Origin of the sequence: Chryseobacterium jejuense, from assembly GCF_017877355.1 — a bacterium.
In the GTDB taxonomy this organism is placed as follows: domain Bacteria; phylum Bacteroidota; class Bacteroidia; order Flavobacteriales; family Weeksellaceae; genus Chryseobacterium; species Chryseobacterium jejuense_A.
The window spans coordinates 136367-152862 of record NZ_JAGIPR010000001.1; the positions used below are offsets into that span (position 1 = coordinate 136367).

The following is a 16496-nucleotide window of genomic DNA, read 5'->3' on the forward strand; positions in this document are numbered from 1 at the left end:
CGGATTTGAAAACCTTTTCTTCTCTTTTTCTGGGTTTACCATGTATGTAAGCATGGAGTTGTGAAAATTTGATTTACTATTAAATATGGTTATTAGTTTTGTATAAAAATACATATATTATTAAATATAAACCAATGTTTTATTAAAAATTAACATAAAAATCAATATCATAAATAAGATAATTGACAAATAGTTGTAATGCTTTCTGTAATAGGACAAAATAAAAGACCTTATCATAAATTTTCATTGACATACTCATAAAAAAGACGAAATGACTGTTTGGCTTGCCTGAAATTTGTCCATATAAGCATAAAAAAATCTCACAGAAGTGAGATTTTTATTATTCATCGTAAAATCATAGACGTATGTGGAGATGCGGAAAGTTGATGATGAGTTTTTTGGTTTTAGTTTTTTCAATCTTAAAATGCAACTTTTCTGAAAACATTTTTATTCAAAAAAAATTAAATAGATTTTAAATTTTAAACATAAATCCTTGTGAGATTTTTTTGTTATATTTTTTTTCGTCAAAGCGGTAAAGAAAAGAACCTTTTCTGGATGAGGTCATGTCCTTTTTATTGGTATTGACAAGGATATCCATACTATTGATCTTGCTGGTGAAATTCCGCTTGTCGAATTTTTCATCAAAAATAGCCTCATATAGATTCTGAAGATCTTTCATCGTGAATTTTTCAGGAAGAAGCTCAAACCCTATAGGCCCGGTGGAAGCTCTTCTTCTCAGTCTGGCCACAGCATCTTTTACCATTTCATTATGATCGAAAATAAGGTCAGGTGCTTTCTGAAGTTCAACCCATTTTGCACTGTACTGCTCATTGATCTGAATATCTTTCTCTATATTGATCAGTGCATAATAAGAAATTGACATGATTCTGGCTGTTGGTTCACGTTTGATTTCCGTATAACATTTCAGCTGCTCAAGATAAATATTCTCAAGACCGGTCAACGTATACAAAACCCTGTTGGCTGCCTCATCAGAAGTCTCGTCACTACCAATAAAGCCACCCATCAACGACCATTCACCCATCTGCGGTTCAAAATTTCTTTTTACCAAAAGGATTTTAAGATTTTCGCCGTCAAAACCGAAAATAATACAGTCAACAGCAACAAGGTGTTTGGGATATTGGGAGTAATCCTCAGTCATCTTTTATATTTTAATACAAAGGTAAAGCTTTTATAGATATAATTTTATATAAATGTAATTTATACACTTTTAAATCTGAATCATTTATTTCATTAAAATTATGGCTAAAGGATATTTTGGGAGTTGAAACAGTCATCAAAACTGGAAAATACCATTGAAATCAGGTTAATTGTATATGAATTGGATGTTAAAATTGTGTTAAAATTAAAATTTGAGTTAATAATAGTCAAACAAAATAGCTTGGCGTTAAAAATACGATAAGGTAATTGTTATATTATTGAAATTATTGCTAAAACATATCCTGAAATCATTTTCATTGGGAATCGCGTGATTGTATGATTTTATCTTTCTGTAAATTGATTATCTTATTTTTTATGATAAGGGTGCGCTTTTTTTGTTATTTTTAGGGCTTTAATAAAGGTTTTAAAAGAAAAAATGGATGGCACGGGTTCAAAAAATGTTTGGTATATTGATTCTTTCCATTATTTTAGAAATGTTGAATTAACATTTATCCATGACCCCAAGACTTTCGGTTCTTTTATTGTGTTTTGCTTCATTTACCTCAGCTCAGGTGAAGGAGAAAATTCATTATTTTCCTTTGGAAACTGTTCAGTTATCAGAGGGTGTTTTCAATAAAGCCATGATGGCAGACAGGAAATATCTCATGGCTATAGAACCGGATAGGTTGCTGGCTCCTTACCTTAAAGAAGCCGGACTGAAACCAAAGGCAGGGAATTATCCCAATTGGGAAAATACAGGATTGGACGGGCACATAGGAGGACACTATATTTCTGCTTTATCCCTGATGTATGCCTCTACAGGAGATTCTGCAATAAAACAGAGGATTGATTATATGGTTAACGAGCTGGAACGCTGTCAGAATACCTCTCCGGATGGATATATCTCAGGAATTCCGGATGGAAAAAAAATATGGAAAGAGATTAAACAGGGAAACATACGTGCTTCAGGCTTCGGTTTGAACGATCGGTGGGTACCTTTATATAATATTCACAAGCTGTATGCAGGATTACGCGATGCTTATTGGTATGCAAAAAGTGAAAAAGCAAAGACAATGCTTACCAGGCTTACGGATTGGATGATGAGTGAAGTCGCAGATCTTTCTGATGAACAGATACAGGATATGCTGCGCAGTGAACATGGAGGCCTCAATGAAGTTTTTGCTGACGTCTATGATATTACTCACGATAAAAAATATCTGCAGCTGGCTCACCGTTTTTCCCATCAGGCTATCCTTACTCCTCTTTTGTCAGGAGAAGATAAGCTTACAGGTCTCCATGCCAATACACAGATTCCAAAAGTAATCGGATACAAACGTATTGCTGATCTTGAAAACAATAAATCATGGAGTAATGCCGCTGATTTTTTCTGGCATAATATTACAGAGAAAAGATCATCAGTTATCGGAGGGAACAGCGTTAGTGAGCATTTTAATCCTGTCAATGATTTCGGCAGCATGATAAAAGGTATTGAAGGTCCGGAAACCTGCAATACCTACAATATGCTCAAGCTTACTAAAGAGCTTTATGCAACGCTGCCCGAATCATACTATATAGATTATTACGAAAAAGCATTGTACAATCATATCCTTTCCACGGAAAATCATGATCAGGGAGGGTTCGTTTACTTTACCCCGATGCGTCCCGGGCATTACCGTGTTTATTCACAGCCTCAGACTAGTTTCTGGTGCTGTGTAGGTTCAGGAATGGAAAATCATGCCAAATATGGGGAGATGATCTATGCCCGGTCGGATAAGGATTTATATGTGAACCTGTTTATTCCTTCCACGCTTACATGGAAACAGCAACGGGTAGTGCTCCGTCAGGTCAATAACTTCCCGGAAGTTCCTGAAACAACATTGATCTTTGATGCTGCAGGAAAGTCAGAATTTAATTTAAAACTGAGATGCCCGGAATGGACAACACCTTCGGAAGTGAAAATCCTGATCAACGGAAAACTAGAAAAAGTACAACGTGGTTCCGACGGCTATTTTACACTGACTAAAAAATGGAAAAAAGGAGATGTCGTGAAAATGACTTTACCCATGCATCTTTCCGCAGAACAACTACCTGACCGCTCCAGTTATTATGCATTCAAATACGGACCTGTAGTGCTTGCTGCAGAATACGGAACCGAAAATCAGCAGGGACTTCTTGCTGATGACAGCAGAGGCGGTCATATTGCTCACGGTCCGCAGATTCCTTTAAACGAAATTCCCGTTATCCTTGGAAATCCTTCCGAGGTAGTCAATCATGTTAAACCGGATAATAAAAGTCTGAATTTTATCCTTACAGGACTTTATCCGTCTGAAAAATTTAAAGAAGGCTTACGTCTTGTGCCGTTTTACAGTATTCAGGCAAAAAGATATATCCTGTACTGGCCGCAGGCTGATAAAAATGGGATAGAAAATACATTGAAGCAGAGAGCAAAAGAGGAAGCGGAAACCAGAAAGCTGGATATGATCACCGCAGATAAGATCCAGCTGGGTGAACAGCAGCCGGAATCAGATCATTTTATAGAAAGCAAAGACTCAGGCACAGGATATAGGGAAGACCGTCATTTCCGTGATGCCAAAGGCTGGTTCAGTTATCAGATGAAAAATAACGGAAAAAATGCTTCATACCTTTACCTCCTGTATTTTGATGCCAATACCAACTGTACGCTGAATGTTGAGATCAATGGTAAAAAAATCATCACTCAAAATCTGGAAGGGAAGTCTGGAAGCTCACCTCAATATCTTGTCTTTCCGATACCGGATTCAGAGAAGAATAAAGAAAATCTTACTGTAAAGTTCCTGGCAGAGGAAAAACTAATGACTGCTAAAGTCATCGAAGTCCGTTTACTGACAGGAAATTACGAAAAGAAATAAATGCTGAAATAAAACTAACAACAGATTTTTCCCATGAAAAACAGAACTTTATACTTATTACTTTTTTTGGCGGCAATTTGCAGTTTTCATGCAAAAGTAAGGCTTCCCGCTTTGGTTTCAGACGGAATGATCCTTCAGAGAAACCAGGATCTGAAGATCTGGGGATATGCAGATGCAGGAGAAAAAATTACCATTAAGTTTATCAATAAAACTTATAATACCACAGCTGATCAGAATGGCAACTGGGCTCTTATGCTTCCAAAGCTTAATGCCGGCGGTCCATTTACCATGATGATTAATGAGATCACGCTTAAAGATATTCTTATTGGCGATGTGTGGGTAGCCTCAGGACAATCTAATATGGAACTTCCGATGCGCAGACTGACGCCTCTGTATGAAAATGAAATTAAAAATGCGAATAATCAGAATATAAGATTCTTCACTGTCCCGCAGAAATACAATTTTAAAGCTCCGCAAAATGATCTTGACGGAGGAAAGTGGGAAAGTACAAACCCTCAAACCATTCTTAATTTTTCAGGGGTTGCTTATTTTTTTGCCAAAGAACTGAACGAAAAAAATAAAGTTCCTGTAGGAATCATTCATACCAGTCTGGGAGGCTCTCCGGTTCAGGCCTGGATGGATGAAAAATCACTGAAAAAATATCCGGAATATCTTGCTGAAGCAGAAAAATGGAAAAATGACGCCCTGATACAATCTACGGAATCCCAGGAAAGATCATTGAGCAAAGCATGGTATGCAGAGCTTGATCAGAGCGATATCGGGCTGAATCAGCACTGGGAAAAAGATAATGCAAACGATTCCGGATGGAAAACGATGATAGTACCTGGATCATGGGAGGATCAGGAAGGCTCGTTTGACGGTTCAGTATGGGTCCGCAAAGAAATTGTCCTGCCCAAAGGAGCAGATCAGAAAACAGCATTTTTAAATCTGGGAAGGATAAAAGATGCTGATGTTACTTACATCAATGGAATTAAAGTAGGAAATGTAACTTATGAATATCCGCCACGCTGGTATGACATTCCGAAAGGTGTTTTAAAAGAAGGGAAAAATACGATTACGGTAAGAGTAATGAATGGCAGCGGAAAAGGACAATTTATTGCTGATAAACCCTATTACCTTGAAATTGACGGACAAAAAACAGACCTGAAAGGCGAGTGGAAATATAAAATAGGAGCCAAAATGGAAAAAATGGCTCCGGGACAAACATTTATCCGCTGGAAACCGGTAGGACTTTATAATGCCATGATTCATCCGCTGATCAATTATAAAATCAAAGGATTTATCTGGTACCAAGGAGAAAGCAATACAGGAAAACCAAAAGAATACGGAGATTTGCTGTCGACAATGATCTCAGACTGGCGCTCAAAATGGAACAAGAATGATTTACCTTTCCTGATTGTACAGCTGGCCAATTTTATGGAGAAAAAAGATCAACCATTGGATAGCGGCTGGGCTGAGCTGAGAGAACAGCAGAGACAGGTTTCTCTCCATGTTCCTTATGCTGGGCTTGCAGTAACCATTGATCTGGGAGAATGGAATGATATTCATCCGCTCAATAAAAAAACAGTGGGTGACAGGCTTGCTTTACAGGCCCTTAAAATCGGTGAAGACAAAAAAATAATTGCTGACGGCCCTGTTTATCAGTCGATGAAAACAGAAGGAAATACCATTATTCTATCCTTTAAACCCGGTACAGATCATCTGATACAGGGAGACCTCAAAGGTTTTGCCATACAGCAGAAAGACGGCAGCTACCAGTGGGCAAAAGCAAAAACAAAAGGCAATAAGGTCATTGTATGGAATGATCAGGTAACCAGCCCAGTTAATGTACGCTATGATTGGGCTGATAACCCGGATGGAAATCTTAAAAGCAAAAGCGGACTTCCTGCTTCACCTTTTACAACAGAAGAAAATTAAATTTAACATAGAAAATCTTATCAAATTCAATGGATAATCAGCCACAAAAAATATCGGTAATAGAGAAAGTGGGGTACAGCTTAGGAGATCTGGCGGCCAACCTTGTTTTTCAGACCTTAGTTACCTATCTGACCTATTTTTACACAGATATTTACGGACTCAAAGCAGAGGATGCCTCTCTGATCACTCTTACCGTAGGTTTAATTGCCGGTTTTGGCTTTAACCCGCTTATCGGAGCGCTGGCAGACCGTACAAGTTCACGATGGGGGAAATTCCGTCCATGGATTTTATTTACTGCTGTACCCCTTGGTATTGCAGCACTGCTAGCCTTCAGCACACCTCACTTTTCCTATCAGGGTAAAATGATCTATGCTGCAGTTACCTATTCATTACTACTTTTATTATACGCATCCAATAACTTACCATATGCTGCTTTGAGCGGTGTTATTACGGGAGATATGGGAGAAAGAAACAGTATTTCTTCCTATCGTTTTGTAGCAGTAATGTTTGCACAGTTCTTTGTACAGGTATTTATGCTTCCTATCATCTTATATGTGGGTCATGGAGACAAGGCACAGGGAATTGAGACCGTTATGACATGGCTCGCTGTAATCGGATCCATCATGCTTTTGATTACCTTTTTTACCACCAAAGAAAGAATCATTCCCAAGCCGGAGCAGAAATCAAGTCTGAAAGAGGATTTAAAAGATTTATTCCAAAACAGGCCATGGATTATTATGCTTACCGTGACAGCATTTATATTTATCACGTTGGCCATGAAAGGAGGATCTTATGTATACTATTTTAACAATTATGTGGATGAAAATGCGCTGAAAAGTTTTATCTCACCCATTACAGCATTTTTTAATGCTGCCGGAATGAATTTCTTCGGAGAAGATCCAAAGTCTGCAGGATTCGGATTGTTTAATGCAGGAGGAATTGTGATGATGATCGTCGGAATTACCTTCTCTAAAAGACTGGCAGACAGATTTGGAAAACGTGACACTTTTATTGCTTCATTATTCATCTCTACACTGTTTATCCTGTCTTTTATATTTTATCCGCCGAAAGCGGTAGGAATCATGTTCTTGTCACAGGTATTACACGGATTTTTTTACGGAATCAGTACTCCGCTTTTATGGGCTATGATTGCTGATGTTGCCGATTATTCGGAATGGAAGAACAATCGTAGGGCAACTGCTATTATTTTTTCTGCGATGATGGTAGGATTGAAAGTAGGTCTCAGCATCGGAAGCTCTTTAGTAGCATTGATCATAGGAAAATACGGATATGTTTCGGTACATGGCAACGAACAGATTATTCAGCCCGAAACAGTGGCTGCAGGAGCCAAAATGCTGGTGAGTATATTTCCGTCCATACCGTTTTTCATTGCCTGCGGACTGCTTTTATTGTATAAGATCAACAAAAAAATGGAAGTTCAGATTGAAAAGGATCTGGCTGAAAGAAGAAAATAAAAACTATAATATGAAACGTATTTTAATTGGTTTGGCAGTTATTACTGCTTCCGGTCTGTCGGCGCAGAAATCTGACGGATCTTTGAAAAAAGCATTTCAGGATAAATTCTACATCGGAACCGCTATGAGCCTTCCCCAGATTGATGGCAAAGATCAGAAAGCAGTAGCGATCATCAGAAAACAGTTCAGTTCCATTGTGGCTGAAAACTGCATGAAATCCATGTTTTTGCAGCCTCAGGAAGGAAAGTTCTTTTTTGATGATGCCGATAAATTTGTTGATTTCGGGATGAAAAACAATATGTTCATCATCGGGCATACTTTAATCTGGCATTCACAGCTGCCAAAATGGTTTTTTTCAGATAACAATGGCAAAGATGTCTCTCCGGAAGTATTAAAACAACGCATGAAAACTCATATTACAACTGTAGTTTCCCGTTATAAAGGAAAAGTAAAAGGATGGGATGTGGTGAACGAAGCTATTCTTGAAGATGGATCCTATAGAAAAAGTAAATTTTACGAAATCCTGGGTGAAGATTTTATTCCTTTGGCATTTCAGTATGCACAGGAAGCCGATCCCAATGCCGAATTATACTATAACGATTATAATGAATGGTATCCTGAAAAGATAAAAACAGTCATTAAAATGGTTGAAAAGCTTAAATCAAAAGGAATCCGTATTGATGGAGTAGGAATGCAGGCCCACGTTGGCATGGATACACCTTCCATGGATGAATATGAAAAAGCGATTCTGGCTTATTCCAATGCAGGCGTTAAGGTCAATATTACAGAGCTGGAAATTAGTGCACTGCCTTCTCCTTGGGGAAGCTCTGCCAATGTTTCAGATACTGTTGCCTATCAGAAAGAAATGAATCCTTACACAAAAGGGCTTCCCAATGAGGTAGAAATGAAATGGGAAAAACGTTACCTCGATTTCTTTGGTTTGTTTTTGAAATACAAGGATAAAATAAGAAGAGTAACCTTGTGGGGTGTTACCGATAAGCAGTCCTGGAAAAACGATTTTCCGGTGAAAGGAAGGACAGATTACCCGTTACTTTTTGACAGGAAAGACAAGGAAAAGCCTGTGGTACAAAAAATAATAAAGCTTGCAGAGAAAAATTAAAATCAACAGAATTTTTACTTAATGAAAAAATCAAAATATTTATTCCCGGAAGATTATATGGCAGACCCTTCCGTTCACGTTTTTGAAGATAAAATCTATATCTATCCTTCTCACGACCGCGAAAGCGGAATTGAAGAAAACGACAATGGAGACCATTTCGATATGAATGATTACCATGTATTCTCAATGGATGATGTGGGTAGCGGAGAAATTAAAGACCATGGCGTAGTACTTTCAGTAAAAGATATTCCATGGGCGGGGAGACAGCTTTGGGATTGCGATGTAGCCTTCAAAGACGGGAAATATTACATGTATTTTCCACTCAAAGATCAGAATGATATTTTCAGGATTGGGGTTGCAGTAAGCGATAAACCTTATGGCCCATTTATTCCTGAAAAACATCCGATGATGGGAAGTTACAGCATCGATCCCTGTATTTTTGAAGATAACGGAAAATATTATATGTACTTCGGAGGAATCTGGGGTGGACAATTACAGCGCTACAGAGATAATAAAGCACTTGAATCTGCTGTAATTCCTGAAAATGATGAACCTGCGATCCATTCAAAGGTGGCTCTGCTGAGCGATGATATGCTGGAATTTGCCGAAGCCCCTAAAGATATTATCATTATCGATGAAAACGGGAAACCACTGCTTCATGGAGATAAACACCGCTTTTTTGAAGCGTCATGGATGCATCAGTACAATGGTAAATATTATTTTTCTTATTCTACGGGAGACACTCATCTGATTTGCTATGCAACCGGAGATAATCCTTACGGTCCGTTTACTTTTCAGGGTGAAATTCTTACTCCGGTGATAGGGTGGACTACCCATCACAGTATTGTGGAGTTCAAAGGAAAGTGGTACCTGTTTTTCCATGATTCTGTTCCGAGTGGCGGCAAAACATGGTTAAGAAGTATGAAAGTAATTGAACTGGAATACGATGATGAAGGCAAAATCAACACCATTGAAGGTCTGGAAGGCCAGTCATAGTGATTCTTTAATAACTTAAAATTTTTCAATGCGATATTTGAGATTATACATTCTATTTTTTCTGATCATTCCGTTACTCGCTTTCGCGGAGGACGGAAGTCAGTTATGGCTTCGGTTTCCTGCAAAAAACGGCATATCAGCAGATAAAATCATTTCCAAAGGAAACAGTTCCACGCTGAACATTGCCAGAAAAGAGCTAATTAGCCACTGGCAGGGACAAACGGTGGAACTTCGTACGGAAAATAAAGAGAAAAATCTGAAAGACGGCTACAGAATTGTTTCCACACCTGATAAAATCGTTATTTCTGCAGGTAAAGAAATAGGATTGTTGTATGGCGTTTATCATATTTTACGATTACAGCAGACAAAAGCTGATCTGTCTCATTTAAATAGTATTGAAAAACCTTCATATGATGTAAGGATTCTGGACCATTGGGATAATCTCGACGGAAGTATTGAAAGGGGCTATGCCGGAAGATCCCTTTGGAAATGGGAAGATCTGCCCGGAAAAATTTCTCCGCGCTACGAAGAATATGCAAGAGCGAATGCTTCTGTGGGAATCAATTCCGTTGTTTTGAATAATGTCAATGCATCTCCCAATATGCTTAGGGAAGATTATCTTAAAAAAGTCAGAGTTCTGGCTGATATTTTCAGACCGTACGGGATAAAGGTATATCTTTCCGTGAATTTTTCTTCACCTAAAGTCCTGGGTGGATTACAAAACTCAGACCCATTAAATAAAGACGTACAAAAATGGTGGAAAGATAAAGCAGCCGAAATTTACAGGCTGATTCCCGATTTCGGTGGATTTCTGGTAAAAGCCAATTCCGAAGGACAGCCGGGACCTCAGGATTACGGAAGAACTCATGCAGAGGGAGCCAATATGATGGCTGATGCCTTGAAACCTTATAATGGAATCGTGATGTGGAGAGCATTTGTTTACAGTCCGAGCAAAGATGACAGAGCCAAACAGGCTTATCTGGAATTTGTTCCTCTGGACGGGAAATTCAGGGATAATGTGATTATCCAGATCAAAAATGGTCCTGTTGATTTTCAGCCCCGTGAAGCGTTTAATCCTCTTTTCGGCGCTTTGAAGAAAACTTCAGAAATGGTAGAGTTTCAGATCACACAGGAATATCTGGGCTTTTCAAATCATCTGGTTTTTCTGGCTCCTTTATTCAAAGAAACATTGGAAAGTGATACGTATTCAGACGGACAGGGATCTACCATTGCTAAAATCACAGACGGTACATTAAGACCTGTAAAAATTACGGCTATTTCTGCCGTTGCCAATATTGGGGAAGATACGAACTGGACAGGCCATCATTTTGCACAGGCCAACTGGTATGCATTCGGCAGATTAGCATGGAACCATCAGCTGAGTTCAGAACAGATTGCAGATGAATGGATTAAAATGACGTTTACCGATGATCAGAACTTCCTGAATCCGGTAAAGGAAATCATGCTTTCCTCCAGGGAAACTGCCGTGGATTATATGATGCCGTTAGGGTTACACCATATCTTTGCAGGAGGACATCATTACGGCCCTGAACCATGGGGAGATTATAAAGGCGGAAGACCGGATTGGTCACCTGTCTATTACCATCAGGCTGATGCTCAGGGAGTGGGTTTTAACAGAACAAAAACAGGAAGTAATGCTGTCTCACAGTATTTTCCGCCACTTAATGAAAAGTATGGGAATATTTCAACCTGTCCGGAAAACCTTATCCTTTGGTTTCATCATGTTCCATGGGATTATAAAATGAAAGACGGAAAAGCGTTGTGGGACGAACTGTGCTACAACTACGATTCTGGGGTGAAAAAGGTAAGGGATTATCAGAAAATATGGGATAGAATGGAACCTTATATAGACGAACAGAGGTTTGCTGATGTTCAGTCAAAGCTCAGAATTCAGTCCAGAGATGCAGTATGGTGGAAAGATGCCTGCCTGCTATACTTCCAGACTTTTTCTAAAAAGCCGATTCCTTATGACATAGAACGCCCCGTTCATGAACTGGAAGATCTTAAGAAAATCAAACTGGATATGACCCATCATAACTAAAAAAATGAGGCAGCTCTTTTTCCGGATCGGAAATGGGGCTGCCTCAAAAACGATAACTATAAGTAAAATTTTAATCCAAAATAATTGTAATGATCGGTATGTCAATCTATCTGTACATATTCCGGTTTATCGGAGAAAAATCATTTTGTTAAAAACATTTCCGTTTTCTTCAACACGGATGATGTATTGATCTGCTGTTTTTGGGTCCAGATCAAAAGTAATATCCACTTTGCCGTCAGCATATTCTTTGTTCGAAGTATAATAAGTTGTATTGGAAAGATCATATACTGAAATGCTTACCGGCCCTGTTACCTCAGACATGCGCAGCTTTGCCATGTGCCCGGAAACGGAATATTCAGGCTTGTTGATTGTGTTTACTGGCGTTTTTTCCACTTCCATTTCATTTCCGTCACTGATTTTTATTCTGTATTTTTCTATTTTCACTTCCGATTCTGCTACCAGATAATATGTTCCCGGCTCAAAACTCTGAAGATCATAGGTCTTCGTCACATGATCCCCATCGGCAAGATTTTCGGAAAATAACTCGTCATGTGCACTGTTGTAAACAAAAACGGATACACTTCTGGCATTTGAAAGCTCAAAGTTTAAAGTTTTGGCTTGTACGTTTCCAAAGGAAAGGGAAAAATCTCTGTCCTTACTCATTACATTTGCTGAGAACAATAAGGCCCCTGCAAAAAATACGGCTTTTAATAATGTGCTCATGGGTGAAGGCTTTTAGAATTAATACTACAAAGCTATGGCAGCAATAGTTCTCAGGCTATAATTAAATTTTCATATTTATGCACTATATTAACTTTGTTTACTGTTATTAATGTGTTATTTGTTAATTTTGCATATGAAATTATTTATTCTTGGCCTATGAAACATGTAAATCCTTCTTTTGAAGCTATAAGGCCTACTGTAGGAAGTAGTTTTACCAGCCTGAAGTTTCTTACCAATGAGAATATAAAATCTCACGTATGGCACTATCATCCCGAGATTGAACTGATCTTTGTCTACAAAGGTTCCGGGAAAAGACAGATCGGGAGCAGCATTACCTATTTTTCAGATGGAGATCTGGCTCTGATAGGAAGTAATCTTCCCCACTGCGGGCTTACCAATGAAAATACCCATAACGACTATGAAATGGTTATTCAGTTCAAGCCCGATTTTTTGGGAGAACCCATCTGGAGCATACCGGAAATGCAACGGATCTCTGCTTTACTTGAAAAGTCAAAGGCAGGAATAGTATTTGGAGAAGAAGTGAAGAAAAAGATCGGAAAAGAAATTGTTGAAATGCATGACGCTTCCTCTCTGGATAAGCTGTGCAGATTTCTGAAGATATTGGATGAGCTTTCCGTTACTCAGGATTACAGAATTTTAAATGCAGGAAAATATTATCTTCAGACCCAGGTTGAAGACAACGAAAGGATTAATCTTATATTTAATTATGTCAAAGACCATTTCAAGGATGCCATAACCCTCGAAGAAGTGGCTGATCTTGCCCATATGAAAGTGCCGTCTTTTTGCCGCTACTTTAAAAAAATTACAAATAAAACCTTCACCCGGTTTGTTAATGAGTACAGGATTACCCACGCTCTTAAGCTTCTTGCAGAACAGCCTTTAAGCATTACAGAAGTCTGCTTTGAGTCCGGCTTTAATAATTTCAGCTATTTTAATAAAACTTTTAAGGAATATATCCAAAAAAGCCCTTCTCAATATCGGAAAGAATTTAATTACTTCATGGAATAATTTTTTTGCGGACCATAAAATTTACCTACTCATGATGATTTATTAAAATATAAGTGTAAATTTAACACTTATAAATAATAGTTACATTTATGAAATTTTTTATTGATACCGCCAACCTGGCGATGATAGAGGAGGCCAATGCCCTTGGAGTTCTGGACGGAGTAACCACCAATCCTTCGCTTATGGCGAAAGAGGGAATTTCCGGAAAGCAAAATATACATCATCATTATCTTGATATCTGTAAAATTGTGGACGGGGATATAAGCGCGGAAGTATTGGGAATTACTTTCGAAGAAATGGTTAAAGAAGGTGAAGAGCTTGCTGCATTACATCCAAGAATTGTTGTAAAAGTTCCAATGACTAAAGATGGAATCAAAGCCATCCGTTATTTTTCTGAAAAAGGAATAAAGACAAACTGTACACTTGTCTTCTCTTCCGGGCAGGCACTACTGGCTGCCAAAGCAGGAGCTACCTATGTATCTCCGTTTCTGGGAAGGCTGGATGATGTTTCTACAGACGGTCTTCATCTGATATCGGAAATCAGAGAGATTTATGACAATTACGCATTTGCTACCCAGATACTCGCAGCTTCAGTCCGACACAGCATGCATATTATAAACTGTGCAAAGATCGGAGCTGATGTTGTGACATGTCCTTTGGCTCCCATACTCTCTCTTCTTAAACATCCGCTGACAGATTCAGGATTAGATCAGTTCATCAAAGATTCACAAAAAATGAAATAAGATTGGCCAGAAAAAGTATAATCTCTGTTATAAATTCTGTAGTTTTATTCTTTAGATCACCTAAGATCTGTTTTATCAGACAAGATTGATATGCATGAACAGTTAATCAACCCAACTATAAAAAAGTTTAAGGCCGAATTCAACGCAGAGCCCGAACACATTTTTCTTTCGCCGGGAAGAATTAATATTATCGGCGAACATGTAGATTACAGTGACGGTTTTGTGTTGCCTGCTGCCATAGACAAATACATCTGTTTTGCTGTCAGAAAGCTGCCACAGACCAATTTCTGTACGATCATTGCGAAAGACCTCGGAGAAGAATATACATTTGATGTTACGATGGAGGTAAAACCGGTTCAGCAGATGTGGATGAACTATATTCTGGGCGTTTTCAGCCAGTTACAGAAGCCGGAAAACCAGTTTTTCGGAATGGAAATTGTCTTCAGCAGTACCATCCCGATGGGAGCCGGGCTTTCTTCTTCGGCAGCCCTTGAATGCGGTTTTGCCTATATCCTCAATAAGCTTTTTGATCTTCGGCTATCCAAAAAAGAGATTGCAGTGATCGGGCAAAAATCAGAACATACTTTTGCAGGAGTCCAGTGCGGAATTATGGATCAGTTTGCTTCCATTTTCGGAAAGGAAAATAAGGTGATTATGCTCGACTGTCATTCCCTGGAACATCAATACTTTGATGCAGACCTTAAAGGGTACAGCCTGTTGCTTTTTGACAGCTGTGTAAAGCATACCCATTTGACATCCGGCTACAATGAAAGACGTAAAGATGTTGAACACGGTAAAAAAGTTTTATGGAAAAACTTCCCCGAAGTAGAGAAGTACAGGGATTTTACCATAGCAATGCTTGATCGTGCAAAAGAAGAAATGGGAAGCGTTTCATACAAAAGATGTCTTTACCTGCTGAAAGAAATTCAGAGGGTAGAAATGGCAGCAAAAGCTATTTCAGAAGGAAATATGGAATATCTGGGAATTCTTCTCACAGAAACCCATGCCGGGCTTTCAACTGAATTTGAGGTCAGCTGTGATGAACTTGATTTTTTAGTGGAAAATGCATTACGACAGGAAGGAGTATTGGGATCAAGAATTATGGGTGGCGGTTTCGGAGGCTGCAGCATCAACCTTATTCAGGAAAATAAAGCTGAAGAAGTGATCCGGGCCATCACTGAAAAATATCTTGAACATTTTAATATTCAGATGAAAGTTTATCAAGTTAAAATTTCCGATGGGATAAAAGAATATACCAATGAATACATCATTTGACCGTAATAAGCATCCCCACAGAAGATACAATCCTCTATTGGATGAATGGATACTGGTTTCTCCACAACGGGCCAACAGGCCATGGCAGGGACAGAGAGAGGAAACAGCAGAAGAAAACCGTCCTGCATACGATCCGGACTGCTATCTCTGTTCCGGAAATAAGCGTGCTAACGGAGCCCGGAACCCTGCGTATAAAGGAACTTATGTTTTTAATAATGATTTTGGGGCATTGCTGAATGAAGAAGTTGATTTTTCTGAAGAATTTTCAGGATTTTTTACCCTTCTTCCGGAACGCGGAATCAACAGGGTAGTCTGTTTTTCTGATAACCACAGTCTTACCTTACCGGAAATGTCTGTGGAACAGATAAAAAATGTAGTAGATGTATGGCAGGAGCAGTTCAATGAATTGGCCGCTCTGGATCATATCAACTATGTGCAGATTTTTGAAAATAAAGGAAGCATCATGGGCTGCAGCAATCCTCATCCGCACGGCCAGATATGGGCACAGTCGTCAATTCCGGCCATGGTTCAGAAAACCCAGGATCAATTAAAATCTTATTTTGAAAAGAATAAAAGAACATTGCTGGAAGACTATCTTCAGCAGGAAATTTCAGCTGTAGAGCGCATAGTAACAGAAAATGAACATTTTGCCGCATTGGTACCATTTTGGGCATCATGGCCCTATGAAACGATGATTATCAGTAAACAGAAAAGGGAGAATATTTCAGCATTCTCTGAGGAAGAAAAAAAATCTCTTGCAGTTATTCTCAAGAATCTGACTACGATATATGATAATCTTTTTGAAACTTCATTTCCTTATTCTGCGGGAATTCACCAATCCCCTACAGATGGAAAGGAACATCCGGAATGGCATTTTCATATGCATTTTTATCCCCCGTTGCTCAGAAGCGCGGAAATAAAAAAATTTATGGTAGGATATGAAATGCTGGCAGAACCACAGCGGGATATTACCCCGGAACAAAGTGCAGCAATATTAAGAAACCTTCCCACCATTCATTACAAGAAAAAATAATAAAATCAATATCTTTGGAAAAGAATAAGCAAATTGTTATTCTGATACCTAACAGA

At 38.7% G+C, this 16496-nt stretch carries 12 protein-coding genes; 10 read left to right on the top strand and 2 right to left on the bottom strand.

Annotation, left to right across the window (positions count from 1 at the left end; translation table 11 throughout):
* Window positions 1–472 precede the first annotated feature (472 nt).
* Window positions 473–1159, bottom strand: a complete 687-nt coding sequence (locus tag J2772_RS00570) for an NUDIX hydrolase (RefSeq protein ID WP_209912389.1) — start codon at window positions 1157–1159, stop codon at window positions 473–475.
* 514 nt (window positions 1160–1673) lie between these two features.
* Between J2772_RS00570 and J2772_RS00575 the strand changes: the two genes are divergently transcribed.
* Genes J2772_RS00575 through J2772_RS00600 form a run of 6 tightly spaced genes read left to right on the top strand, consistent with a single transcriptional unit; the run spans window position 1674 to window position 11637 of the window.
* On the top strand, window positions 1674–4046 hold the full coding sequence (locus J2772_RS00575; RefSeq protein WP_209912390.1) for a glycoside hydrolase family 127 protein: 2373 nt from the start codon (window positions 1674–1676) through the stop codon (window positions 4044–4046).
* 33 nt (window positions 4047–4079) lie between these two features.
* Window positions 4080–5984: a sialate O-acetylesterase gene (locus J2772_RS00580; protein WP_209912391.1), complete on the top strand. Its 1905-nt coding sequence runs from the start codon at window positions 4080–4082 to the stop codon at window positions 5982–5984.
* 29 nt (window positions 5985–6013) lie between these two features.
* Entirely contained in the window at window positions 6014–7459 is a 1446-nt protein-coding gene (locus tag J2772_RS00585; protein WP_209912392.1) for an MFS transporter, read from the top strand.
* Between the two features lie 10 nt (window positions 7460–7469).
* A complete protein-coding gene (locus J2772_RS00590; protein WP_209912393.1) occupies window positions 7470–8579 on the top strand; it encodes an endo-1,4-beta-xylanase in 1110 nt (369 codons plus the stop codon).
* Window positions 8580–8600: 21 nt separating this feature from the next.
* A complete protein-coding gene (locus J2772_RS00595; protein WP_209912394.1) occupies window positions 8601–9575 on the top strand; it encodes a glycoside hydrolase family 43 protein in 975 nt (324 codons plus the stop codon).
* Window positions 9576–9603: 28 nt separating this feature from the next.
* Window positions 9604–11637 (top strand): alpha-glucuronidase, encoded by a 2034-nt coding sequence (locus J2772_RS00600; RefSeq protein WP_209912395.1) that lies wholly within the window; start codon window positions 9604–9606, stop codon window positions 11635–11637.
* Between the two features lie 126 nt (window positions 11638–11763).
* Here J2772_RS00600 and J2772_RS00605 read toward each other — a convergent pair whose 3' ends face one another.
* Window positions 11764–12360: a hypothetical protein gene (locus J2772_RS00605; protein WP_209912396.1), complete on the bottom strand. Its 597-nt coding sequence runs from the start codon at window positions 12358–12360 to the stop codon at window positions 11764–11766.
* A 156-nt stretch (window positions 12361–12516) separates the two neighbouring features.
* Here J2772_RS00605 and J2772_RS00610 point away from each other — a divergent pair, with 156 nt between their 5' ends.
* From J2772_RS00610 to J2772_RS00625, 4 genes are all read left to right on the top strand, one after another.
* Window positions 12517–13389, top strand: coding sequence for an AraC family transcriptional regulator (locus J2772_RS00610; protein WP_209912397.1), 873 nt, complete (start codon window positions 12517–12519; stop codon window positions 13387–13389).
* An 89-nt stretch (window positions 13390–13478) separates the two neighbouring features.
* Window positions 13479–14132 (top strand): fructose-6-phosphate aldolase, encoded by a 654-nt coding sequence (gene fsa, locus J2772_RS00615; protein WP_209912398.1) that lies wholly within the window; start codon window positions 13479–13481, stop codon window positions 14130–14132.
* A gap of 90 nt (window positions 14133–14222) precedes the next feature.
* Window positions 14223–15407, top strand: a complete 1185-nt coding sequence (gene galK / locus J2772_RS00620) for a galactokinase (RefSeq protein ID WP_209912399.1) — start codon at window positions 14223–14225, stop codon at window positions 15405–15407.
* On the top strand, window positions 15391–16440 hold the full coding sequence (locus J2772_RS00625; protein WP_209912400.1) for a UDP-glucose--hexose-1-phosphate uridylyltransferase: 1050 nt from the start codon (window positions 15391–15393) through the stop codon (window positions 16438–16440). The genes galK and J2772_RS00625 overlap by 17 nt, the downstream gene beginning before the upstream one ends.
* Window positions 16441–16496 lie beyond the last annotated feature (56 nt).

Coding starts and splice junctions, on each gene's coding strand:
- J2772_RS00580 (WP_209912391.1), top strand. CDS start 4,080: ATGAAAAACAGAACTTTATACTTATTACTTTTTTTGGCGGCAATTTGC.
- J2772_RS00585 (WP_209912392.1), top strand. CDS start 6,014: ATGGATAATCAGCCACAAAAAATATCGGTAATAGAGAAAGTGGGGTAC.
- galK (WP_209912399.1), top strand. CDS start 14,223: ATGCATGAACAGTTAATCAACCCAACTATAAAAAAGTTTAAGGCCGAA.
- J2772_RS00625 (WP_209912400.1), top strand. CDS start 15,391: ATGAATACATCATTTGACCGTAATAAGCATCCCCACAGAAGATACAAT.
- J2772_RS00590 (WP_209912393.1), top strand. CDS start 7,470: ATGAAACGTATTTTAATTGGTTTGGCAGTTATTACTGCTTCCGGTCTG.
- J2772_RS00575 (WP_209912390.1), top strand. CDS start 1,674: ATGACCCCAAGACTTTCGGTTCTTTTATTGTGTTTTGCTTCATTTACC.
- J2772_RS00600 (WP_209912395.1), top strand. CDS start 9,604: ATGCGATATTTGAGATTATACATTCTATTTTTTCTGATCATTCCGTTA.
- J2772_RS00570 (WP_209912389.1), bottom strand. CDS start 1,159: ATGACTGAGGATTACTCCCAATATCCCAAACACCTTGTTGCTGTTGAC.
- J2772_RS00595 (WP_209912394.1), top strand. CDS start 8,601: ATGAAAAAATCAAAATATTTATTCCCGGAAGATTATATGGCAGACCCT.
- J2772_RS00610 (WP_209912397.1), top strand. CDS start 12,517: ATGAAACATGTAAATCCTTCTTTTGAAGCTATAAGGCCTACTGTAGGA.
- J2772_RS00605 (WP_209912396.1), bottom strand. CDS start 12,360: ATGAGCACATTATTAAAAGCCGTATTTTTTGCAGGGGCCTTATTGTTC.
- fsa (WP_209912398.1), top strand. CDS start 13,479: ATGAAATTTTTTATTGATACCGCCAACCTGGCGATGATAGAGGAGGCC.